18 protein-coding genes and 1 pseudogene are annotated in these 22,545 nt (G+C 39.4%); 7 read left to right on the forward strand and 12 right to left on the reverse strand.

Features of this window, described 5'->3' with window-relative positions; genetic code table 11:
* The first annotated feature begins 12 nt into the window (after positions 1-12).
* Complete coding sequence (locus HXT55_RS03860) at positions 13-1,614, forward strand: ABC-F family ATP-binding cassette domain-containing protein (RefSeq protein WP_421792516.1); 1,602 nt, start codon at positions 13-15, stop codon at positions 1,612-1,614.
* Between the two features lie 15 nt (positions 1,615-1,629).
* Positions 1,630-3,849, forward strand: a complete 2,220-nt coding sequence (locus HXT55_RS03865; protein ID WP_101888667.1) for a beta-carotene 15,15'-monooxygenase — start codon at positions 1,630-1,632, stop codon at positions 3,847-3,849.
* A gap of 10 nt (positions 3,850-3,859) precedes the next feature.
* On the opposite strand, the gene HXT55_RS03870 is transcribed toward HXT55_RS03865, so the two are convergent.
* The 3 genes from HXT55_RS03870 to HXT55_RS03880 form a co-directional block, all read right to left on the reverse strand.
* Entirely contained in the window at positions 3,860-5,074 is a 1,215-nt protein-coding gene (locus tag HXT55_RS03870) for a pyridoxal phosphate-dependent aminotransferase (protein ID WP_285067352.1), read from the reverse strand.
* Positions 5,075-5,185: 111 nt separating this feature from the next.
* Positions 5,186-5,956: a polyphosphate--glucose phosphotransferase gene (gene ppgK / locus HXT55_RS03875; RefSeq protein ID WP_004111678.1), complete on the reverse strand. Its 771-nt coding sequence runs from the start codon at positions 5,954-5,956 to the stop codon at positions 5,186-5,188.
* A 180-nt stretch (positions 5,957-6,136) separates the two neighbouring features.
* On the reverse strand, positions 6,137-6,979 hold the full coding sequence (locus HXT55_RS03880) for an inositol monophosphatase family protein (protein ID WP_421792519.1): 843 nt from the start codon (positions 6,977-6,979) through the stop codon (positions 6,137-6,139).
* 267 nt (positions 6,980-7,246) lie between these two features.
* Here HXT55_RS03880 and serB point away from each other — a divergent pair, with 267 nt between their 5' ends.
* Entirely contained in the window at positions 7,247-7,930 is a 684-nt protein-coding gene (gene serB / locus HXT55_RS03885; protein WP_421792521.1) for a phosphoserine phosphatase SerB, read from the forward strand.
* A 62-nt stretch (positions 7,931-7,992) separates the two neighbouring features.
* On the opposite strand, the gene fmt is transcribed toward serB, so the two are convergent.
* The 3 genes from fmt to hrcA all read right to left on the reverse strand — a co-directional run bounded on the left by fmt (position 7,993) and on the right by hrcA (position 11,314).
* Positions 7,993-8,973: a methionyl-tRNA formyltransferase gene (gene fmt, locus HXT55_RS03890; protein WP_285067353.1), complete on the reverse strand. Its 981-nt coding sequence runs from the start codon at positions 8,971-8,973 to the stop codon at positions 7,993-7,995.
* A 113-nt stretch (positions 8,974-9,086) separates the two neighbouring features.
* Positions 9,087-10,238, reverse strand: coding sequence for a DnaJ C-terminal domain-containing protein (locus HXT55_RS03895; protein WP_004120597.1), 1,152 nt, complete (start codon positions 10,236-10,238; stop codon positions 9,087-9,089).
* A 59-nt stretch (positions 10,239-10,297) separates the two neighbouring features.
* Complete coding sequence (hrcA, locus tag HXT55_RS03900) at positions 10,298-11,314, reverse strand: heat-inducible transcriptional repressor HrcA (protein ID WP_020759703.1); 1,017 nt, start codon at positions 11,312-11,314, stop codon at positions 10,298-10,300.
* A 261-nt stretch (positions 11,315-11,575) separates the two neighbouring features.
* Between hrcA and tkt the strand changes: the two genes are divergently transcribed.
* The 4 genes from tkt (at position 11,576) to HXT55_RS03920 (ending at position 15,973) form a co-directional block, all read left to right on the forward strand.
* Positions 11,576-13,675: a transketolase gene (gene tkt / locus HXT55_RS03905; RefSeq protein WP_421792524.1), complete on the forward strand. Its 2,100-nt coding sequence runs from the start codon at positions 11,576-11,578 to the stop codon at positions 13,673-13,675.
* A 211-nt stretch (positions 13,676-13,886) separates the two neighbouring features.
* Positions 13,887-14,990: a transaldolase gene (gene tal / locus HXT55_RS03910; protein WP_016828836.1), complete on the forward strand. Its 1,104-nt coding sequence runs from the start codon at positions 13,887-13,889 to the stop codon at positions 14,988-14,990.
* A 381-nt stretch (positions 14,991-15,371) separates the two neighbouring features.
* Positions 15,372-15,575 (forward strand): helix-turn-helix transcriptional regulator, encoded by a 204-nt coding sequence (locus HXT55_RS03915; protein WP_019261341.1) that lies wholly within the window; start codon positions 15,372-15,374, stop codon positions 15,573-15,575.
* The gene (locus HXT55_RS03920; RefSeq protein ID WP_421792423.1) at positions 15,572-15,973 is read left to right on the forward strand and encodes a DUF2178 domain-containing protein; all 402 of its coding nucleotides are present in this window, start codon (positions 15,572-15,574) and stop codon (positions 15,971-15,973) included. Before HXT55_RS03915 ends, HXT55_RS03920 begins: the two co-directional genes overlap by 4 nt.
* A 247-nt stretch (positions 15,974-16,220) precedes the next feature.
* Here HXT55_RS03920 and HXT55_RS03925 read toward each other — a convergent pair whose 3' ends face one another.
* The 6 genes and pseudogenes from HXT55_RS03925 to HXT55_RS03950 all read right to left on the reverse strand — a co-directional run bounded on the left by HXT55_RS03925 (position 16,221) and on the right by HXT55_RS03950 (position 22,361).
* Entirely contained in the window at positions 16,221-16,838 is a 618-nt protein-coding gene (locus HXT55_RS03925; RefSeq protein ID WP_421792526.1) for a DUF4097 family beta strand repeat-containing protein, read from the reverse strand.
* Positions 16,839-17,465: 627 nt separating this feature from the next.
* Entirely contained in the window at positions 17,466-18,917 is a 1,452-nt protein-coding gene (locus HXT55_RS03930; RefSeq protein ID WP_064623384.1) for an RNA-binding domain-containing protein, read from the reverse strand.
* Positions 18,918-18,939: 22 nt separating this feature from the next.
* Positions 18,940-19,494 (reverse strand): SLATT domain-containing protein, encoded by a 555-nt coding sequence (locus HXT55_RS03935; protein ID WP_004125833.1) that lies wholly within the window; start codon positions 19,492-19,494, stop codon positions 18,940-18,942.
* Position 19,495: 1 nt separating this feature from the next.
* On the reverse strand, positions 19,496-20,317 hold the full coding sequence (locus HXT55_RS03940) for an SMODS domain-containing nucleotidyltransferase (RefSeq protein WP_004125829.1): 822 nt from the start codon (positions 20,315-20,317) through the stop codon (positions 19,496-19,498).
* A 91-nt stretch (positions 20,318-20,408) separates the two neighbouring features.
* Positions 20,409-20,618, reverse strand: a pseudogene (locus HXT55_RS03945) (type I restriction endonuclease subunit R); the annotation flags it as partial.
* Positions 20,619-21,326: 708 nt separating this feature from the next.
* Positions 21,327-22,361 (reverse strand): alpha/beta fold hydrolase, encoded by a 1,035-nt coding sequence (locus HXT55_RS03950; RefSeq protein ID WP_004117905.1) that lies wholly within the window; start codon positions 22,359-22,361, stop codon positions 21,327-21,329.
* Positions 22,362-22,545 lie beyond the last annotated feature (184 nt).

Consider the following 22,545-nt stretch of genomic DNA (forward strand, 5'->3'; position numbering starts at 1 on the left):
GAGTGGGTGCAAATGGCTATTGACGCACAAGGATTAACTATACAAATTGGTGCGCGTACGCTATTAAACCCTACCGACTTTCATGTAACAAAAGGCGACAAAATCGGCTTAGTTGGAAGGAATGGAGCTGGAAAAACAACTCTTACACGAGTAATAACAGGAGAAATGCTCCCTGCTGACGGAACTGTACGAGTAAGCGGTGGATTGGGGTATCTACCACAAGATACTCATGCAGCAGACCCAGAACAAAGCGCGTTAGATAGGATTATGAGCGCTCGCGACATTTCATCAATCGTATCTCGTATACGAAAAGCAGAAAAAGAGATGACGAATCCAGATCCAGATATTATGACGAAAGCCATGAATCGCTACGATAAGGCCATTGAAGACTTTGAAAAAGCTGGTGGATACGCTGTTCAATCGGAAGCAATATCGATGGCAAACAGCCTTGGGCTTCCACAAGAAATTATGAAGCAAGCTCTTGGAACTCTATCTGGCGGTCAACGTAGACGAATTGAACTTGCACGAATACTTTTCTCCGATGCAGACACGCTGATCTTAGATGAGCCTACCAACCATTTAGATGCAGATTCTATAATTTGGCTGAGAAACTATTTGAAAAAATTCTCTGGTGGATTCTTAGTAATATCCCATTCAACAGAATTGCTAGATGAGGTTGTAAATAAAGTCTGGCATTTAGATGCACAATTGGCTCAAATAGACATGTATTCAATGGGTTGGAAAGCATACTTACATCAACGCGTTGTAGACGAAGAACGCAGGCGCAGAGAACGAGAAGTAGCTGAAAAAAAAGCTGAACGCCTTATGAAACAAGGTATTCGTTTACATGCAAAAGCAACAAAAGCAGTAGCAGCTCAAAACATGATGCGTAGGGCTGAACGTCTGTTAAGTGAAACAAGCGAAGCACAAAGTCGCGAGAAAGTAGCAGATATTCGTTTTCCAGAACCTGCTCCTTGCGGACGAACACCTATTATGGCTGAAGATATTTCAAAAGCTTATGGATCCAATATTGTATTTGCTGGCATAAATTTGGCTATAGATAAAGGTTCAAGAGTTGTTATTCTCGGATATAACGGTGCTGGTAAAACAACCACTTTACGTATTCTAGCTGGAGAAGAAAGTGCAGATACTGGCAGCGTAAACTATGGGCATGGCTGCAAGATTGGCTATTTTGCTCAGGAACACGACACTTTGGATTTAGATGCGACAGTATTAGAAAATCTTCAGCATGTTGCTCCAGATTTAAATGACACTCAAGCAAGATCTATGCTAGGAAGCTTCCTATTTTCTGGAGATGACGCAATGAAGCCAGCTAAAGTGCTTTCGGGAGGCGAAAAAACTCGTCTAGCCTTGGCAACTCTTGTAACTTCAAAAGCAAACGTGCTTTTGCTCGATGAGCCTACTAACAATTTAGATCCAGCTTCTAGAGATGAAATTCTTAAAGCCATTGCAAAATACGAAGGCGCTATTGTATTGGTTACTCACGATGAAGGAGCAGTTCTTGCGTTAAACCCTGAACGAGTTCTTCTTATGCCAGACGGTGACGAAGATTTGTGGAGTGATGACTATCTTGATTTGGTTGCGGAAGAATAGGATTTTAGGATTGCTATGAAAACAACAGCTAGATTTGCTAATTTTACGCTAAAACACATTTTCCATGTTCTTCGCGAGCCTTTAGCAATCTTGTTGTTAATAGCATTGTTTGAATGCACTGTTGGAAATATTCCATTTTGGAATAGTGTTACTGGCAGCACAGATAGCATGTTTGCACACAATGCAACTGGTCCAGGTATTGAAAGACTTTCTTCTGGAGGACTTTTAATTACCGATCCTTCGGAATCTTATTTAGAAGTTAATTCCGACGGATCTTCACCATATATTCAGCTTAAGCCTTCACTAATTACGCCGAAAAAAATTGGCAAAAGCCCTGTTAAAACGGATGTGCATGTACGAATTGATGTTAATAAAATCGCTGGAAAGCCTTTAAGTACCAACCCTAGAGCCATTAGTTTTGCTATGCTTCCAGTTCCAGATCAAGCAATTGGAGTTAAAAGCACTCTTAGATTATGGATACAACATCCTAAAGGAGATGTTGTAGACGTTGAGGATGCTAAAGCAAATGTTAGAGCACCTTTTAGCTGGAATTGGGGTCGCGTTTTTCTTCTTATAATAATTTCAATTTTTATTGCATTATGGAATCCGTGGTCTAAGCTTTGGAAAATCAGACTTAATACAAAGAGTATTAATCAAAGACTTTTACTTACTTTATTTTGGACACCTTTCCTTTTGATTGCTATTTTTGCAATATTTTGGAATGTTTTTAACGGTATTCCAATGCATTTTGATGTTGCTGGAAACTACACTTACGATTTTGATCAATACGCACGTACAGCAGACGCTCTACTTAAAGGTAAGACTCATCTTGATTTACCTGTTCCGCCGCAAATGCAAAAATTATCTAATCCGTATGACCCAATTGCAAGAAATAATCTTCTTTCTGATTGTGTACACAATATTTATTGGGATCATGCGTATTATAAGGGTCATTGGTATTCGTATTTTGGTGTAATACCAGTTGTTTTATTCTTTATCCCGTATAAGATTATATCCAATTTGTGGATTCCTGGTGGAGCCATGCTCCCTACAACAATAGCCACTTTCATATGCTTAATTGGATTTTTAATTTTTGGCTCACTATTGGTTATTCGTCTAATTAAACGTGTTAATCATCAGGCAACTCTTGCTTGTGTATCAATTTGTTTAACCTTATTCTTTATTACTTCAAACACCGTTTACTTGTGGTTTAGAACATCCTTTTATTCAGTTCCAATGGCTGCATCATTATTCTTCACTTCACTAGGATTATGGTTTTATCTCGGATCTATTAAAGATGAGGAAACTATAAAATCACACAAAATAGTGGAACAATTAAAACCATCATCAATAATATCGTTTAAGCATATTGCAGCAGGATCGTTGTTTATTGCTTTTAATCTTGGTTGTAGACCAACTTTTATAATCGCTTTTCTATTCGCAATTCCGCTATTTTATACTCATTTTTACTCATATATTAAAAATATTATTATCAGTGACAAAAAATCTATAGAAAATCTTAAAAACTTATTAAAGCTAATTCTTTGCATAATTATTCCATTTATAATAGTTGCAATACCAATCGGATTATATAATGCTTTAAGATTTGGGTCCCCTTTTAATTTTGGCAATGAATATCAGATTACGATTACAGATATGACTACAATGCGTCTCCCTTCGCAGAACATCATTCCATCCATTTTAAGTTATATAGCTTTGCCAATACGTTTTATATCAACTTTCCCTTGGATAGCAATTCAACCTATTGCTTTTGAAAAATGGCAATATGCAGAGCCAATGATTGGTGGAATGTTTACATTATCTCCACTCGCATTACTAGGAATTATATGCGTTTTCACAATGACTAGAAACATGAGTAAAATCGCTACAAGATTAGCTATAATATCTGTAATTTCTGGCATAATCGTTATTGTTTTTGACAGCTTAAAAGCTGGGATAGGATGGCGATATATTGCGGATTTTGCATGGCTTTTCGCTTTAAGCGCAATAATAGGTATTAATTCTTTGCTACAAAAATATGCTGATATTACAGTATGTGACACTTGGAAAACTAAAACATTATGCTATTTACTGCGATTCGTTATTTTTGGTCTTCTATTTTTCTCCATAGCAATAGCTTTTCTAAGCTGGTTCGTACCAGGCAGAGAAGACTCAATACTACGTTTTAATCCTCAAATGTGGCATACTGTGAGATGCTGGTTCACATTAATCTAATTTGTTTTCATTAATTTAATTCTTCCAGCATTGTATGAACAGTATCTAGCAACGCTTTAACACCATACACAAATTGTTTTTCTTCTGGCAACAAAGATAATGCCAAATATCCATTATTTGGCATATCGAAGTAATAGCCAGGCTGAGATACAAGATGATAATCTTGCATAAGTCTTAGAGCTAAATCATCATCATCTAAACACGATGGAACACGGATAAGAATATTCCATCCGCCTTCAGCACGCAATGCACTAACGCAACAATTTGGGTAGTTTGCAAGCATTTTTCTAAGTGTTTTAAGATTAGACCTAACTCTGTTTTGAACAAGATCGGTTTGTTCTTTAGCACATTGCAATAATTCCGGAATTCTTTCTGATACAGTTGCACCAATTGGAAGAAAATCATCAGCAATAACATCAAGGCGTTTCATAGCATCCTGCACGTCTTGACTAGGTCCCGAAACCTCAATCCATCCAACTTTTGCATGCGGAGCTGCAAGCATCTTTGAGAATCCATCTAAAGCAAAAACTAGCGTAGATTCTTCACCTGCTAACCTGCTGTTTCCATCAAAAGGTTCTAGACAATAATCATAAAAAACTTCATCAGCTATAATTGCCACATTATTTTTATTGCATAGTTGCAATAATGCGTTTCTTTCTTGAGGTTTTATATAAGATCCTGTTGGATTATTTGGATTTATTAAAACAAGTGCACGAATATGATTATCCGTATTCTCTAAAAGTTCTTTAACCCTAGGAATATCAATAGTCCAAGAACCATCATAAACAAGCGGATAAGGTATAGATTTTACGCCTTGGAGTCTTGCAATCGATTCTATAAGAGGATATCCAGGAGTCGGAGCTAAAACAGAATCACCGCAATCACACATTAGCATCATTAACCATGCGTATGCTTGAGAAGTTGATGATAATACGTATAGATTATCTGGATTAAGAACCTTAGCTGAACTACCCTTCTTATTTACAATATTTTGATCTACGCGATTATCTCTATGATTTATAAAGTTAGCAAGAATGCGCCTAACTTCGACAGGTCCTCTAGGATCCGCAGTATATTTTGCATTTAAGCACTCTGGAGAAAGACCATGTACTGTTGGGTTTGAATCGTTAAGTTTTGTAAGTTTAATACCTTTAGATATAGCAACACGTTGAGCCAGAATAATTGGATTTGGCTCACTCACATCAACTCTAGAAGAAAATCGCACTCGACTACACTAGCGCATTGTATAAACCAAATATATAAAAATACAAAAATATGCAATACAAAAATGCGCTGAACGCAAAAGCATCCAGCGCAAATAAAATATCAAAAATCCTTAATTGTTTCTTTGCTGCATTGCATAATATGCCGCACCGATAATGCCAGCTTCATTATGCAAAGACGCAACTACAATAGGTGTCTTAATGTCGATATGAGGCAAGAACTTCTCGCTAACACGGCTAACACCGCCGCCAACAACAAACAGGTCTGGGTTAAAGTACTTTTCCATCAAACCATAATACTTAGTAAGACGCTTAGCCCACTTTTTATAACCCATGTCTAACTTTTCGCGAACAGAAGAAGCAGCATACTTTTCCGCATCTCCCTTACCCTTTTCAAGCTGAATATGACCGAGCTCTGTATTAGGAATAAGAGTACCGTTATAAATCAATGCTGTGCCAATTCCAGTGCCTAGCGTAGTAGCAATAACCAAGCCATCTTTATCTTTTGCAGCACCAAAGTGTTGCTCAGCAAGACCAGCAGCATCAGCATCATTCACTACAGTAACAGGACGACCGCAAGCTTCGCTGAACACTTCTGTAACATCCACACCAATCCAAGATTGATCGAGATTCGCCATAAACTCAAGCTTCTTTCCAGGCTTAATAGGAGCTGGAAAAGCGATTCCAACAGGAACATCTGCAGGAACATCAAAATGCTCAAGTTGCTGACGAACAATATCTGCAACAGCTTGAGGTGTGGAAACCGCTGGAGTGAGAATCTTATATCGCGGTTCTGCAAACTCGCCTTTTTCCAAATTAACTGGTGCAGCCTTAATACCAGAGCCACCAATATCTACGCCAAATGCTTGTGCAGTGTCAATCATCGTTAACACTCCCCTCTGAATGTCGGACAATGGGATATCATGTTCATTCTACAATATTGCTAAAGCGACACGCTTATATAATTGTCTATTTAATGATAACGATTGCATAAATGTTTTTCTCAAAATTAAAGCTTTAATATTAAAAATCATGCAAACAATTGCTAAGATTTTAACTCTAATTTATCGCAAATAGTTTTGAAGCTCTTTGTTTATTAAACCATTTGAAGCAATAACGTCATTTTCACGTCTCCAATGAATTGAGTCACCATTCCATTGTCGAACATGCCCCTGTGCTTCTTTAACAACAACGGCGCCAGCTGAAACACCTGGAATATCCCACCTATGAAGATGTGGCTCAAAATATGCGTCGTAAGTACCATCTGCTACTTTGCACAAGTCAAGCGAAGCAGGACCAATACGCTTAATATCTGCTGGGCATTCTTCCTCAAGCGAAGAAACAACGTCTAAAGCTCTTTTAGATTCACCTGGAATATAAGACATTCCATAGCAAACAACAGAGCCATGCAATGTTGATGTTGTAGAAGGCGTGATTTTCTCTCGCTTCTCCCCATTAGGAGTTTTACGAATACGAATAGCACCCTGACCCTTAGCAGCCAAATATGTAAGCCCTAAAGCTGGGGCATGAACAACACCAAGAACAGGTCTAGCAGAGCCTTGATCATTAAACTCGAAAAGCGAAATAGTTAAAGTCCATTCAGCCATATCGCGGTTAAAGTTAATAGCACCGTCAATATTGCCTACACACCAAAAACGATCACCTGTTTTGCAATCATCTGGTCTATTTCTCCAGAATCCTTGGAAAGTATTTATATAAGTAAGACGATTTTCAATAAAACGTACTAGCTTATCTCCAAAAGCTGAATCGGATTGATTAGGATCACCTAGAACCATCATACTTGCCATATCTCTAGGATTAAGCTGATCCTGATATGCATGTTTACCAACATCTTCTAATATTCTAGCAACTTCAAGAGCTACATCCCTTAAATTCATACCTGCCATATTCTTCTCACCCCTCTGTCTAATACAATTGTTTTCAAATTCTTTAATCTTGTTCTCATAAAATCTGCAACTATTCTACTCAACTAATTAAATTAAACCAAACTTCCACACGCAATATTCCAATAAAATCAATAAACTTTCACATTTGATATAAGTTTTATAGAAAAGTTTTACAATGCAAAACGCATAGAAAAACAAATCCTTAAATTTCTTAAACCAGCCTTAAAATTAATTCATAACCTAACATCTCTTTCAAAAGATTATAACATGACTAAAATACTAGAGTTAAAAAACCAAAAATTAATTAATGTTCCTTCATTGAAAAAACCAGGACTTCTTGTTTTAGATGTTGACGCCACTCTTATTGAAGAAGAAGTGATTGACTTACTAGGAGATATTGCTGGGGTCGGGTCAAATTTAGCATATATAACTTCTAAAGCAATGAAAGGAGAAATTGACTTTGACACATCTTTAAAGCTAAGGGTTTCAATGTTAAAAGGACTCGAATGCACTTGTTTTAAAAAAGCTATTGAAAGTATCCACGTAACCAGTGGAGCCAAAAAACTTATAGACACATTACATTCCTTTGGATGGAAAATAGGAGCAGTTTCTGGAGGATTCAATAATGTTTTAGATGATTTTCTGCCAAATCTAAACATAGATTTTTGGGTAGCAAACAATCTAGAAGTAGTAGATTCTAAGCTAAGTGGGAAAGTTATTGAGCCTATATTAAATCGCCAATATAAAGCAAAAGCATTGATTAATTGGGTGCGCAAGAACAATATTGATATTGCTCAAAGCGTTGCTATTGGAGACGGTGCTAACGATATCGATATGATTAAAACAGCAGGATTAGGCGTCGCATTTTGCGCAAAGCAGTTATTAAAAAGTCAAGCTAAAGCAAGCATAGATACGCGTGACCTAAGCCTAGTTTTAGATTTACTAAACTAAACTTAACTAACTAGAATTTATACAAATTTTACTTTGCGTTTTTCAAGATTACACTTATCGCTTCAATCCAAATAGGACTCTTGACTTAAATGCGCTCCTCTTGCCCAATCTGCAGCCTTCATAGCCTTTTTACCTTGCGCTTTAACTTCTAAAAGCTCAAGAACACCACTTGAAGAACCAACCCAGACATTTCGCTTACCTGCAAAAATCTGCCCAGGCTTAAGTTCGCTTAGATTATGTATTGAAATATCCTCATCTTTTGCCAATGCACAAGAAAGAACATGCAAACTAATGATTTGTGAATCTTCGCAATAAGCGTGAAGATTACACCAAGCTCCAGGATTTGGCGTGCAAGCACGAATCTGCCTATCGATTGCAAATGCTGGAATATCAAAACGAATATGAGCATCCTCAACAGTGATTTTTTGCGCGATTTGGCAAGGTGTAGAATCTTGCTCAACAGGAATAATTTGACCAGATTCCATCCCAACAAGAGCAGAGCAAAGAAGATCTGCACCATCATTGCTTAGTCTCATAAGCAAGTCGCCAGCTGTTTCATGAGCACCAATCTCGGTAGTCATTTGTGCAAGAATAGGTCCTTCATCCATTCCACGCGTAATCTTAAAAACAGTGGCACCGGTAATATCATCTCCAGCCCAAATTGCACGCTGAACAGGAGCTGCCCCTCGCCACTGTGGAAGAAGCGAGAAATGCAAGTTGTACCATCCTAGAGGAAGAGCGTCCAAAACAGATTGTCTAAGAATCTTTCCATAAGCAACCACGGCAGCAAGTTTAGCGCCAGTTGCCTTTAAAGCTCTTATGCACTCCTGTTCATCACTAGGATTAACCTCTAAAACAGGAATTCCAAGTTCAATCGCAGCTTTTTTAACAGCGCTAGGAACAATTTTCCTACCTCTGCCTGTCGGAGCATCAGGTCTCGTAAGAACAGCACGAACATCAAAATGCTCTTTATCTTGAGCTAAAGCACGCAATGGCGCAACAGAAACCTCTGGTGTTCCAGCAAATAAAATAGGTAGCACCATACGTAAACCCCCTTAAAAAATATCTTCATTATTCCTAGCATCTTCAAAAATCATATACTCTCAACAATCGAACAGTAACGAGAATAGTCATGAAAATACTAAGAATTAGCGAATTAGCAGAAAGCATCCTTTAACTTGCTAAAGAATCCTTTGTGATTTGTAGTTGAATCTGGGATAGCACGTTGAACAATAACACTATCTTTTCCATCATGCAATTTTTCAAACTCTTCAATAAGTTTACGCTCTTCATCGCTCAGCTTTGTTGGAATATTAACAAGAATATGAACAACAAGATTTCCGCGTTCTTTAGAGCCTAGAACCGTTACACCTAAATTAGGTACAGAAATAGTATTTTCACTTTGAGAACCAGAAGGGATTTCCACGCTCTTTTTGCCGTCAAAAGTATCTATATCAACTTTATGTCCCAAAACAGCCCAAGTCATTGGAACGTCAATCCAACAATGTAAATCGTTTAGATTCCTAGTAAACTGTTTATCTTCTCGAATATGTACATCAACATACAAGTCACCAGCAGGACCACCACATTCTCCTACTGCTCCTTGCGAAGCAAGTCGCAATCGAGAATTGTCTTTTATACCAGCAGGAATAGTAATCCCAATTTCTCTTGATGTACGAATTCGACCATGTCCATGACAATTTGGGCAAACATTCTTAATGATTGTTCCGTGACCTTCGCATTCTCTACATGGCTCAGATGACATCATTTGACCAAACATTGTTCGAGTAACCCTTTGTACAAAACCAGCGCCCTTGCATTGCGGGCAAGTTATAGGGTCTGATTTATCTGCAGAGCCTTTTCCGGCACAATCTTGACACAAGCCAAAAGTCACTACATGAACCTTAGCATTTCCACCAAATACTACTGTTTTAAGATCAACTTTAACTTCTGTGAGTGAATCTTCACCACGATTCACACGCGGAATAGGAGAACCCGTACTTGTTCCAAATGATCCAGAGAAGAACTGATTTAAAATATCTCCCATATCCATATTCATATTGGCATATCCGCCAGCGCCAGCACCCGATGCCGATAGATTGTTTGGGTCAACACCCATATCTACCATTTTGCGTTTTTCTGGATTAGACAAAACGTCGTATGCAGCATTAACTTCCTTGAATTTGTCTTCAAACTCAGGACCTGCGATATCTGGATGGTACTTTCGACTTAATTTTCTATATGCTTTACGAATCTCATCATCGCTAGCGTTAGAATCAACACCTAAAATCTTGTAATAGTCAGTCACTTAACTCCCCTTTTACCTTAATAGAATAATTCTTGCATAAGGCACAGCCAGTTATATTTTTATGAATTTTCGGATATAAACGCATTAAGATACTTAGCCACTGCTTTAACCGCAGTCATTGTTGCAGCATAATCCATATGCGTAGGTCCGATTGAACCAATGAATGCGGAATCAGGATCGGAATTATATCCGTAAGCACTCGTCACAACAGAAGCATTCAAAAGACCAGGCGTGTGAGTTTCCGAACCTATTGCAACACTGACTCCACTTGCACAATCACTTGCCTCCTCACTTAGCGAAGTCATCAAACGCATAATAACAGCTTGCTCTTCTAAAGCATCAAAAAGAGCAGCAAAATCACCAATATTTTGTCTATGAGCAAGCTGGGAGGTTCCAGCCATGTATAATTCGTGTGCTCGATCGCCATCGTACATATCTTCAATAGCATTAGACAATTGTTTAATTATTTGTAACGAAGAAACTAAATCTTTACGTTCCGACAATGCACACACTTTTTTAGATGCATTCAAAAGCGACAATCCAATGCAATCTTCATTAATCATATTTGTTAAATGCAACAAATCATCTGAATTCACATTAGAAGCCTGGATCATATGTTGCGCTACCCCTCCAGCGTCTGTAATTACTACAACAAGAAGAGTTGATGACGATACTTGAACAATCTCAATTCTCTTTACTTTTGATCTAGATAATGCAGGTGACGCAACAAGAGCAACCTGCCCAGTTATACTTGCAAGAAGACGAGCTGAACGTTGAAGTGTGTCTTGCAAACTTACAGATCCACTTAAAAAACTGCGTATTCCTCTTCTTTGTGCATTAGAAAGTGGTATTAGCGCTGCCAATCCATCAACGAAATATCTGTATCCTTTTTCCGTAGGAATTCGACCAGCAGATGTATGTGGCTGAATTAAATAACCTTCTTCTTCTAGTATTGACATATCGTTGCGAATTGTTGCAGAGCTAACACCTAATTTGTGATTTTTAGCCAAAGACGCTGACCCAACTGGCTCGTGTGAACGAATATAATCTTCAACAACCGCACGGAGTATCATCATGCGACGTGACTGCATTGATCCTCCTTTTATTTAGGTAATGTAACTTTTACTGTCAACTATTATATATTCCAGAATAATATGTGATTAACTATTTTTTGTTATCTTAACAACTAACTATAAATATAAACTTTTGTTAAGTTTTGACACACTTTGTTAGAAATTCGTCTGATATAAAAGATAGGATTAAATGGCAATGTGAGGGTGATGGCCAGCGTAAGCTGTGCGCAAAAAACCCGAATTATTGGAAGGAAAGTAGATCACATGACCGAATTCAACTGGTCTGCATTAGACGAGCGCGCCGTAAAGATGGCGAAGGTTCTCTCGGCTGATGCTGTTGAGCGAGCAGGACACGGACATCCTGGCTCCCCTGTTTCATTGGCACCGATTGCGTACACCTTGTACCAGCACTTCATTAAGCACGATCCAGCTGACCCAAAGTGGGCCGGTCGCGATCGTTTTATTCTTTCTGGCGGTCACGCTTCGCTTACGCAATATGTGCAGCTGTTCTTCTCTGGATACGGCTTGACTCTTGATGATCTCAAGTATTTCCGTGGCGGCGCGGACACGCGTACTCCAGGTCACCCAGAATATGGCTTGACTCCAGGCATTGAAATGACCACTGGTCCTCTTGGACAGGGTCTTGCTTCTGCTGTTGGTTTCGCTTATGGCCAGCGTTTTGAGCGTGGTCTTCTTGATCCAGAAGCTCCAGCTGGCACTTCCCCATTCGATCACAAGGTTTGGGTTATCTGCGGCGAAGGCGATGTTGAGGAAGGCGTTTCTTCTGAAGCTGCTTCCTTGGCTGGAAACCAGAAGCTTGGCAATTTGACCGTAATCTTCGATGCAAACCACATTCAGATTGAAGGCGATACTAAGCTCACCTTCTCCGAGGATATTCTTGCTCGTTACCGTGCATACGGTTGGTACACCGATGAAGTTAGCTTCATTCAGCCAGACGGCTCCTACAAGGAAGACGTTCAGGCTTTGGCTGCAGCTATTGAAAAGGCTCAGGAAGTTACCGATAAGCCTCACTTCATTAAGGTTAACACTTTGATTGCTTGGCCAACCCCAGGCAAGACCAACAATGAAGCTTCCCACGGCTCTAAGCTTGGTGAAGAAGCTGTTAAGGGCTTGAAGGAACTTTGCGGTTTCGATCCAGAAGTTTCGTTCCCAATCGACGAAGAAGCTTTGGCTCATGCTCGCAAGGTTGCAGAGCGCGGCTTGGCTGCTCACAAGGCTTGGGATGAAGCTCTTGCAAAGTGGGCTGCTGCAAACCCAGATAAGGCTGCTCTTTACGAGCGTCTTAAGTCTGGCAAGCTTCCTGAAGAATTCGACAAGGCTATTGACGACTTGGTCGCTGGCTTCGAAGTCGGTTCCAAGGTCGCTACCCGTAAGGCTTCTGGCGCAGTTCTTAACGCAATCGCTGCTGTTATGCCAGAACTTTGGGGCGGTTCCGCTGATTTGGGCGGCTCCAATAACACCAACATTAAGGGCGCTGACTCCTTCGGTCCATCCGAAGACGCAACCCGCACTTGGCCAAACGTTTCCGAGTACGGTCGCCAGCTTCACTTTGGTGTGCGCGAGTTCGCAATGGGTGCTATTACAAACGGCATTTTGCTTGGTTCTGACACTCGCCCATTCAACGGCACATTCTTCCAGTTCTCTGACTACGAGCGCCCGGCAGTTCGCTTGGCTGCTTTGATGGAGATTCCAAACCTCTACGTTTGGACTCACGACTCCGTAGCCTTGGGCGAAGATGGTCCAACTCACCAGCCAATCGAACACTTGGCTGCATTCCGCGCTATTCCTCAGCTTGAGGTTGTACGCCCTGCAGATGAGTATGAGACTGCTGAAGCTTACCGCTACTTCTTCGAGAAGAAGAACAACTACCCAACCGCTATGATTTTGACCCGTCAGGGCGTGCCGACCCTCGCAGAAACTGCTGAGAAGGCTCGCGAAGGCGTAAAGCACGGCGGTTATGTGTTGGTTGACTGCGAAGGCACTCCAGACGTAATCATCATGGCTACTGGCTCTGAAGTTCAGTGGGCTGTTGCTGGCGCCAAGACTTTGGCAGCTGAAGGCATTAAGGCTCGCGTTCTTTCTATGCCATCTCTCGAGTGGTTCGAAGAGCAAGACGAAGAGTACAAGGAAGCAATCTTGCCAAAGTCCGTCAAGGCTCGCGTTTCCATCGAAGCTGGCTTGGCATTGCCTTGGTATAAGTATCTTGGCGATTGCGGCAAGGCTGTTTCTATCGAACAGTACGGCTTGCAGGGTGACGGCGGTCAGAACATGATCGACTTGGGTATTACTGCTGAGCATGTAGTAGAAGCTGCTAAGGCTTCTATCGAAGAAGCTCGCGCTTAAGATAGAAATTAAGCAAAATAAAAACTTGATGTATCAAAATAAAATTGATTCATCACAAAACTCGAAGTGCTAATTTAGCAACTTCACTGGAAACAGCAAAGGCGTGTTGATGTTAAGCTACAGCTGGTTTAGCATCAACCGCTGTTTCCTGTAAAAACGCCAACACTACCAACGTGTTCCAACTGGTGGAGCACAGTGTTAAGGAGATAACATGACTGAAGCAACGCAGCGCACTAGCGATTCCGGCGTTTCTATTTGGTTGGACGATTTGTCCCGTACCCGCATTGAGTCTGGTTCTTTGCAGGATTTGATTGCTAACAAGAATGTTGTTGGTGTTACTACCAACCCATCTATCTTCCAGAAGGCTTTGAGCCAGGTTGGTCCATACGACGCACAGCTTAAGGAACTCGGCAAGGTTGACGTTGAAACCGCTATCCGCGAGTTGACCACCACCGATGTTCGTAACGCAACTGATATCTTCCGCGAGATTGCTGAAAAGACCGATTTCGTTGACGGTCGCGTTTCCATCGAAGTTGACCCACGTTTGGCTCACGATACTGCTAACACTGAGAAGCAGGCTGAAGAGCTTTGGGCAAAGGTTGATCGTCCAAACGTTATGATCAAGATTCCAGCAACTTTGGAAGGTCTTCCAGCTATCACCGCTACCCTTGCTAAGGGTATTTCCGTGAACGTAACCTTGATCTTCTCCCTCGAGCGCTACGAGCAGGTTATCGACGCCTTCATCGAAGGTATCGCTCAGGCTGCAGCTAACGGCCACGACTTGAAGCACATCGGCTCCGTAGCTTCCTTCTTCGTCTCCCGCGTTGATACCGCTGTTGACAAGCTCCTCGAAGCTAATGGTTCTGAAGAAGCTAAGGCTCTTGAAGGCAAGGCTGCTGTTGCTAACGCTCGCTTGGCTTACGAACTCTTCGAGAAGAAGTTCGCAGCTGATCCACGTTGGGCTGAACTTGAAGCCAAGGGCGCTAAGAAGCAGCGTCCACTTTGGGCTTCTACTGGTACAAAGAACGCAGCTTACTCTGATTGCAAGTACGTTGACGAGTTGGTTGCTGAGCATGTTGTTAACACCATGCCAGAGAAGACTTTGAACGCTCTTGCTGATCACGGCAACGGTGCTCCTTCCGTTAAGGGTACTTACGAAGAGAGCCACGCTGTTATGAACAAGCTTGCTGAGCTTGGCATCAACATCAAGGATGTTACCGACAAGCTTGAGGCCGACGGTGTTGCCGCCTTCATCAAGTCTTGGGATTCCGTGATTGCTGACGTACAGTCTGGTATCGATCGCGTAAACGCCTGATTTGATTAATCAGTAATAAATAACAGAGACCGCACATGTTCGTGGATTAATTCACACATGTGCGGTTTTTGTTTACATAAAGAAATATTACCATGTGCATTTGCTGCATTAGGAGTATGTATATCTTGGATATACTTGTATCTAAAAAAAAAATTGATTCAATTGTTCATCTATGATCTTATTTTAGAAAGCACAATCTAAAAGATCTCCACTGGTGTTAATCTGAGAACCTGGAATAAATATCTCTGCAAAACGGCTCATAATTCGCCACATCTTTATTAAATACAATATTAAATCCAACGGAAAGCAAACTTGACATTTACTCTCGAAACAATTATCTTATATGTAAAGCTAGCTTTCCATTAGGAAGGAGAATGTAATGTGAAAAATAGACTTGAACAAATTAGAAAAGAAAAAGGCATAACACAAGAAGAACTTGCAGACGCACTTGAAGTATCAAGACAGACAATCGGTTCTTTGGAAAATGGAAGATACAACCCGTCAATCATATTGGCATACAAAATTGCCAAGTACTTTGATTTAACAATCGAAGAAATATTTATCTACGAGGAAGATAAAAAATGAAAAAACAAAAAACACAGAATTTTTGGTACATAGGATATGTAATAGGAGTTTGCGGACTAATTCTTGCACTGACTCTTAAACTGAACGAATCCGTAGAAATTGCACTGTCAGTTGTTTTTGTTGCAACTATCTCACTTTCACACGTAAAAATCATGCACTATAAGATGATGAAAAAAGACCACAACTACAAAATAAACGTGAACGATGAAAGAAACGAGAAAATCAAAGATAAAGTAAATGCAACAATAGCATTCATACTAATGCACCTAATGGGAATAATTGCCATAATTGCATTTATCACAAAAGCATATTTGCCAGCTGCTCTTTTAGCTATTTCGATTGCCTTTTCTCCATTAATCATGTTTTTTATCAACAAATATTATGAGAAAAAATATTAAAATCAGACCTGACCAGCTCATTTACTAATTATTACGAAGCTTACCAACTTTCATAAATTCTTTATCTCCAATACGGAACTTTTTTATTCTCAAAGTTGCATCAGGCAAGGCAAATGAAAATGACCTTTACACTTGGATTAAAAACCACCAAGCCTAATACTCCAACATTCCGAAGCATTTTTAGAATATGACAAACTCTATTTCGTGCGACTAGTCAAAGTAGCGGACATAAAACACCACAACAGTATTACTTCACTACAGCTTTCCCATTCAAGCAATGCACAACGTAGTGAGCACATCCATCTGTTTTGCGCCCAAGATTATTACAACTAAGATTGACCTTATTCTTATCAGAAACCTCGCTAATACCATTCTCACAAACTACTTCAAGACATGCACCCTTGGTAATTTCTCCTTCTAAAACACTCGTACCATTTAACGTATCCACCATGCAAGAAGCAACAACCTTAACATTATTCGCCACAGCAGAACCATTAAGACACTTTAGAAAAACATCATTCGCCTGAACATTCCTTGCTTCCACCCTGCCATTATGAACTTCCGCATAAATCTTGTCAGCTTTAATATCTGCTACTAATACTTGATTCGACTCAGCTTCAATCTCACAAAAATCAACACTCTCCGGCAATGAAACAATGACCTCAGGACTGCCTTTAGCAAGACAACGCAACCAGTAAAAAGCCGACACTTTCTCTGTTTGAACAAGTTTTATACCGTCTTGATTTTCTTCAATATGAAATATATCTTTTTCACAATTAACATAACTAATACTAAAAGAATCAGCCCTTCTAACCGTTAAGCTAACATCTTTCGTTTTTGCTACAAACTTCCTACTATTCGCCACTTGAACAACTCCCTTGTTAAATATCGGGTTATAGACCAAAAATCAAAAGACCCGACTTGGTCCGAATTGTTAAGAGGCGCGTCGGGTACTGTCACCTGTCATGCTACACCAATGAGAGTATTTTATTAAATCTTTCAAACTAGCACAAATTTTTTCTTTCTAACAAGATTATTTAGTCTTACACTCACCTTTATGAACACAAACAAATGTCAGAACGAAAACGCAACAACTAGAATGCACGCATAGTAGGTATCAGAAAAAACGCTATTCCAATTCAGCGCGATTTGTAAAGGAGCGCCACTGATTTTCTGTATGGCTCGACTGCTTCATCTTAATGTCGAGTGTGTAGCCAGATTCGTGCTCGTTCGCTGGAATTGGTCAAAGCATGTTTTTGCTCGGAAATACACCGATTTTTGCCCTTATACGTTCTCGGAAAAGTTCAAAGGACCATGTTACTACCTATGATATGCAAATCCGTAGATTTGACGTTCGTTTCAAGACTTCGCTCTGAGGAAATAAGTCCGAAATCCCATCGTCTCGACATACCTATTTGTGAAACCAAAACTATACATTGAATGTCCGTTTTCCTCTATTCGATATATGGTTTCTGTCTCCAATGGTCGCTTTTTAATCTTCAATGTTCACTTTTTTATATTTCTGGTTCCTGCTGTTTGGCTTATCTGGTATCGTCATTTCTATTTTTCCTGCACTAAGCAAAGGCTTGATATATTTTTCAGAAAAGTTTCTTCTACCGGTCAGACCCATAAATTCTTGCATTTCTTTCCGACTACGAGGAACGATACAAAATTGAAGGAGAGCTTGTATCGTAACTTGCTCCCTAACTTGCTCCCTAACTTGCTCCCTTGGATCAAGTTCTTCGGTCGGCCCGACCGTGGCAGTTGCCGCCTCAGAAAGAGGAATCACTGTCGTAAAAACATCTGCCTCTGTAAAGACAGGCTCTCCACCAGAATACATCTTCGTGTATTTATAGCTGTTGCGCATACCGCTTCCAAGCTCATCAGCAAGTCCGATCTCACGGAACACTTTTGCTATCGGCGGATTCTTTGCAAATGGCTTGAATGTTTTCAGATTCAGGTTGCCGTGCCCATGCGCAAGGTTCGCATTCTCTGTTGTAATCTTATCCCGTTCAATGACAAGCTTCGGTACATATCCACTGGAAAAATCACGGTGCATGAGCAGGTTGGAAATAATCTCACGCAGGATTTTATCTCTGGCGCTTATCCGCTGGACACCATCCAATGTAAAAACATCATTCAGATGCTTCTTTCCAAATTCCATCAGACGATCATAACTTTCAATCAGGTTTGTAATCACCACATCCCTGTCATCATAACGATCAACATTGAACACTCTGAAAATAGCGTCTGTCTTATGCTGAGGTAACACGGATATGATACGGTTATCCGTACCAAAGAGCAAGATTGCCGCAAGTGTTATACCTTCTTTGTTCGTTTCCGGATCCTCAAGTATAAGCCCGCAGCTTCTGAGCATCTCCTCATCCGTCATGTCAATCCACGGATGGTGCTCAGTATTCACTCTCGTCATTCTCCTTGCTCGATCCATAAGATCATGACGAAGGCTTGAAACCGGGATGGCAGGGTAGACCTTATTCACAAAATAGGTGCTTTGCTTACGGGCATAAAGGTTGAAAACCATGTCCGCATTATCTGTAATATCGATGTCCGACTCATTATTGCGATCAAATATTCTGCCCGCATTGCGGTAAACGGTTTTTCCAACCGGGACATAGACATAAAGAACAATACGCCCATCGATCTCATATTCCTCTGTAGTCAAATAGAGTGGCGGATACATTTTTCTCTCATTGTTAATCGTAGTAACAAAATTTTTCTTCATCTGCTCAACGCAGTCTTTATCAACACCGAGAATCGTCCCGTTATCCTTCACACCAAAGAAAATATGACCGCCATCCCGATTAGAAAAAGAACAAACAGTATCGTAGACATCCTTCGTAATATCTGTTGTTGATTTTTTGAATTCGACCGTCAGCCCCTCGCCCTGATGAATCAAGTTCATCAAATTTTCAGGGAGTATCATATAACTCACCCCTTTCGATTATTCACTTATCAATTCCATTAGGCAAAATGGAATCAACCTCGTTCTCCTTAAAAGTCTGTTCTTCTTCCTTTTGCAAAGCCTTCTGCGCAGCCCTGTAGCTTCTCTCATCAGTTGCAGGATAATTATTATTGACTTCTGAAACTTTATTACAAAGAACATCTCTCTTTTTTTGTATCTCACTATCGTCAAGCACTTCAAAATCAACTAATAAGGAAACATACTCTTCTCGAATACCCCACAACACATTTGCTGCATTTCGATGCTGGCTTACTTCATTTTGAATCTTATATTCCTTGGCATATAGATTTAGGCACAAAGACAATACAGCAGCAATTCCACCTACCCATGTCGATATGACCTTGTTTGTTATAATGCTGTAAAAAAATCCGCAAGAAGAAAGTGCGGTCAATATAATCTGTGCATTCTTCACATACTTATTTTCTTTCTCAAGTCGATCAGCTAATTTGTGATGCGCAGTATATGTGTATATAACTTTTCCACAAGCATCCTTTATTTGATTTTTTAATCGTGCCCTATAGCTTTTATCACTTTCCATTTTACTCCGATACCATTTTATTTAGGATCTTGCCGAGGACATCCCATCCTTTTGTAGTATCAATCGACATTCCACTTCCGGGAGCAGATAGACTTGGCGCAAGTATTTCGTTGCATGGAATATGATTATAATAATCAAGTAATGCCTGTTCATACGATCTTGGTTGGCTTGAGGAATTGCTATCTCCATCCGTAAAATGCCATCCTTCCATCGCAACATATACAAAGGAATCAATTAAAATTCCTGACAGATGATAGCTCGAATAAGAATCATCTCTGATCGTTCTTATGTGCTTACAAGTAGCACACAATAACCCATTAGATGAGCTGTTCTTTTCCTTCATTGCTTTTTGCTCAGACTTAGGATCTGTTGTTCTCCAGTTTCCTCCCATATTCGTATCTGGATATTTGTATGAAACACTACCACCCAAACTTGTCTGCGGAAACGCTGGTAACACTTCAAATTTCATCCCATCAGAAAAGGCAATTTTAACAACCTGACCATCTGCCCTAATATCGCTTCTTGAATAGTGAGTTTCAATCGCATTCTTCACAGCCTGTAAAAGTCTAGATTGCCCATTCCATTTAGAATATGAGTACCGATTATATTCATCTTCTGGAATTTCAACAAGTATATCTATGTCGCTTGTATTTATTGCTGTGTTTCTTCCATAAGAACCAACATAGAGACTATGTGTAGTTTCACTCGTTGAATTCCAAAACTCTTGATTTATAGCTTTCGTAACCGTATGATATCTGCTTGCTATGCTTTGACGCGTTACTAAAGGGATAATGTTATCATGTCTTATTACGTTTGAACTCATAATTATTTCTCCATTTCATTTTTGCCTTTTGATTATCAGGAAACTCTATTCGAAAGCCGCCAAGAAACCACAACATCTTCTTTTCGTTATATCAGCTGTACCAGCACTCATTATTATCATAAACTCCTCTGTCTTCGGCAACCATAATCAATTCCTGATTATTACTCTCTTTCAGTACCTCACTATAGTTAACTACCCGATGCTCCATATCATTGTTGTCCGCCCAGAGGTCACACTGAAGCATTACAGTAGCAACAGCGTCATCCATGCCCTCCGGCGGGTATTTATGTTTCTTAAGGAGCACCACTATCCTCCTGAAGGTATGGAAGATGCTGTTCAAACAGTAATGACTCAGTGTGAGCTGTGGACTGATAGAACAGATCTATATAGTTTTGCATAATTATCGTAATTGAACCACTTCGATAATTAGCCTAAACCTTATTTTCCCACTTCACAGCCTTGGTGCAAAGTGGCGAATCGACTTGCATGAGCGATTAAATATAATTCGCGAATGCACTTCGATTCGCTGAGCTTGCTCAAAGTTGAAAGCACAGCGTGCTTTCAACGCAAGCGAAGTACGTTAACATACTGTGCACTCAACCCCAGAGCGTCGATATCTTCCCCTATACAGCAAAATCACTCTCAAAGACCGCGAAAACCCAGCTTAAATCCGCCACACATTAAACCTTTTAACGATATCCCTCGCTAAGCCCTGCTACACAAGGGCAAATTTGCACCCACCTAATCAGCCCGTAATGCTATTAATCTATGATAATTTCACCCCTGTAACTAACCAATTAAAATTTCACCCACCCGTGTAACAAACAATTGCCGGGAAGGATTAGAAACAAATTAGTTAGTTAGATTAAAATACAAGGATGGAAAGATTATCTATGTCTCAAAAAGAATTAACTCGTTTGCATGTCCTTAAATCCTGCCTGCCGACCTTGTTTATAATATCCTTGCCATAAGAGCTCTTGACCTTTACTTTGAACACACAAGTAATTATCTATTTATGATTTTCTTTTAAGAAAGCATCAATAGTTTTTCTTGATTCACTTCTTGCTTTATCATTGCTTTCAATTGTTCCACCTGTTGCAATTCTAATTCTTCCTAGATTTAAAACACCATTGCCTGCAAATATATGTCCTGCTCCTTTATAAGAATAAATCTTTGCATTAGGGTTTTGCTCTTTTATTTTTTTTGCCATGGCAAAGCTATCCCACATCAAATCATCTTCGCCAGCCATCATTAATATATTTGCCTTAACATTTTTGACTGGTATTAGTTTTTCTTGGCTTGAGGAGTCTTGTTCTATTGCGCTTTTATAAGATTCTTTATAACTAATAGGACTTTTAATTATAGTTGGAACAATAATATTTTTTAGAAATGAGTTAAATGATGATTTTTTTATATCTATATATGGAAGTTGCTTTCCTTTATATGTCCATGATGAACCATAATCTTTAAAATCTAGACCAGCAAAATTATAAGACGAAGGCGATATTAAAATCAGATTATCTATTTCAGGATATTTGCAAGCCAAATTAAGTGCATATTCTGCCCCTTTTGACGCTCCCAAAACACTTATCGGTTTATTGTCTTTTATATTTTTATTTATATAATTGATAACATCATCAAATTGTTCTAAGGGAATTTTTGTCAAAGTCGATTCTTGATTTTTCATACCAAACATAAATAGAGCAAAGGTTTCATAGCCTTCTTTTGCTAATATCTTAGCATTTTCAAAATTTGGACTTCCTTCAGAACCTCCAAAACAAATTACAAGACCCTTATGTGATTTTTCTTTAGGTACAAATCTAAATCCTTGCATTCTACCCTCATCTACATAAGTTACATCAACTCCATTAATATCTGTAGGGTATAGACTTATATTAGTAACATCCTTATAATATTCAGGAAAATTTAAAGCATTGATATCTTTATACTTATGGTCGTTATATATCCTAAGACTAAAAACTAAAACTACTAAAATAATAATAACTGAAAAGATTCCAAAAAATATTTTCTTCATTTTCTTCATTTTATTAGTTTCCTTTAAAATAGTATACAGAGTCTAATACTATATAAAAAAATCTGTTTGTTGTTATTATATAATCTTTAGAGTATTCATTACACTAATCTACATTAAAACATCCACCGCAATAGAATTGCCGGCCTGTTTTGACGTATCCTTCTTCATCTTTTTCAAATACAAAATGCTTATA

It is taken from the genome of Gardnerella sp. KA00718 (assembly GCF_049244285.1).
Classification (GTDB): domain Bacteria; phylum Actinomycetota; class Actinomycetes; order Actinomycetales; family Bifidobacteriaceae; genus Bifidobacterium; species Bifidobacterium vaginale.

Coding starts and splice junctions, on each gene's coding strand:
- HXT55_RS03935 (WP_004125833.1), bottom strand. CDS start 19,494: ATGGAAAGTGATAAAAGCTATAGGGCACGATTAAAAAATCAAATAAAG.
- HXT55_RS03860 (WP_421792516.1), top strand. CDS start 13: ATGGCTATTGACGCACAAGGATTAACTATACAAATTGGTGCGCGTACG.
- fmt (WP_285067353.1), bottom strand. CDS start 8,973: ATGGTGCTACCTATTTTATTTGCTGGAACACCAGAGGTTTCTGTTGCG.
- tkt (WP_421792524.1), top strand. CDS start 11,576: ATGACCGAATTCAACTGGTCTGCATTAGACGAGCGCGCCGTAAAGATG.
- HXT55_RS03880 (WP_421792519.1), bottom strand. CDS start 6,979: ATGGCAGGTATGAATTTAAGGGATGTAGCTCTTGAAGTTGCTAGAATA.
- serB (WP_421792521.1), top strand. CDS start 7,247: ATGACTAAAATACTAGAGTTAAAAAACCAAAAATTAATTAATGTTCCT.
- HXT55_RS03865 (WP_101888667.1), top strand. CDS start 1,630: ATGAAAACAACAGCTAGATTTGCTAATTTTACGCTAAAACACATTTTC.
- HXT55_RS03940 (WP_004125829.1), bottom strand. CDS start 20,317: ATGAGTTCAAACGTAATAAGACATGATAACATTATCCCTTTAGTAACG.
- HXT55_RS03930 (WP_064623384.1), bottom strand. CDS start 18,917: ATGATACTCCCTGAAAATTTGATGAACTTGATTCATCAGGGCGAGGGG.
- hrcA (WP_020759703.1), bottom strand. CDS start 11,314: ATGATGATACTCCGTGCGGTTGTTGAAGATTATATTCGTTCACACGAG.
- HXT55_RS03920 (WP_421792423.1), top strand. CDS start 15,572: ATGAAAAAACAAAAAACACAGAATTTTTGGTACATAGGATATGTAATA.
- HXT55_RS03950 (WP_004117905.1), bottom strand. CDS start 22,361: ATGAAGAAAATGAAGAAAATATTTTTTGGAATCTTTTCAGTTATTATT.
- tal (WP_016828836.1), top strand. CDS start 13,887: ATGACTGAAGCAACGCAGCGCACTAGCGATTCCGGCGTTTCTATTTGG.
- ppgK (WP_004111678.1), bottom strand. CDS start 5,956: ATGATTGACACTGCACAAGCATTTGGCGTAGATATTGGTGGCTCTGGT.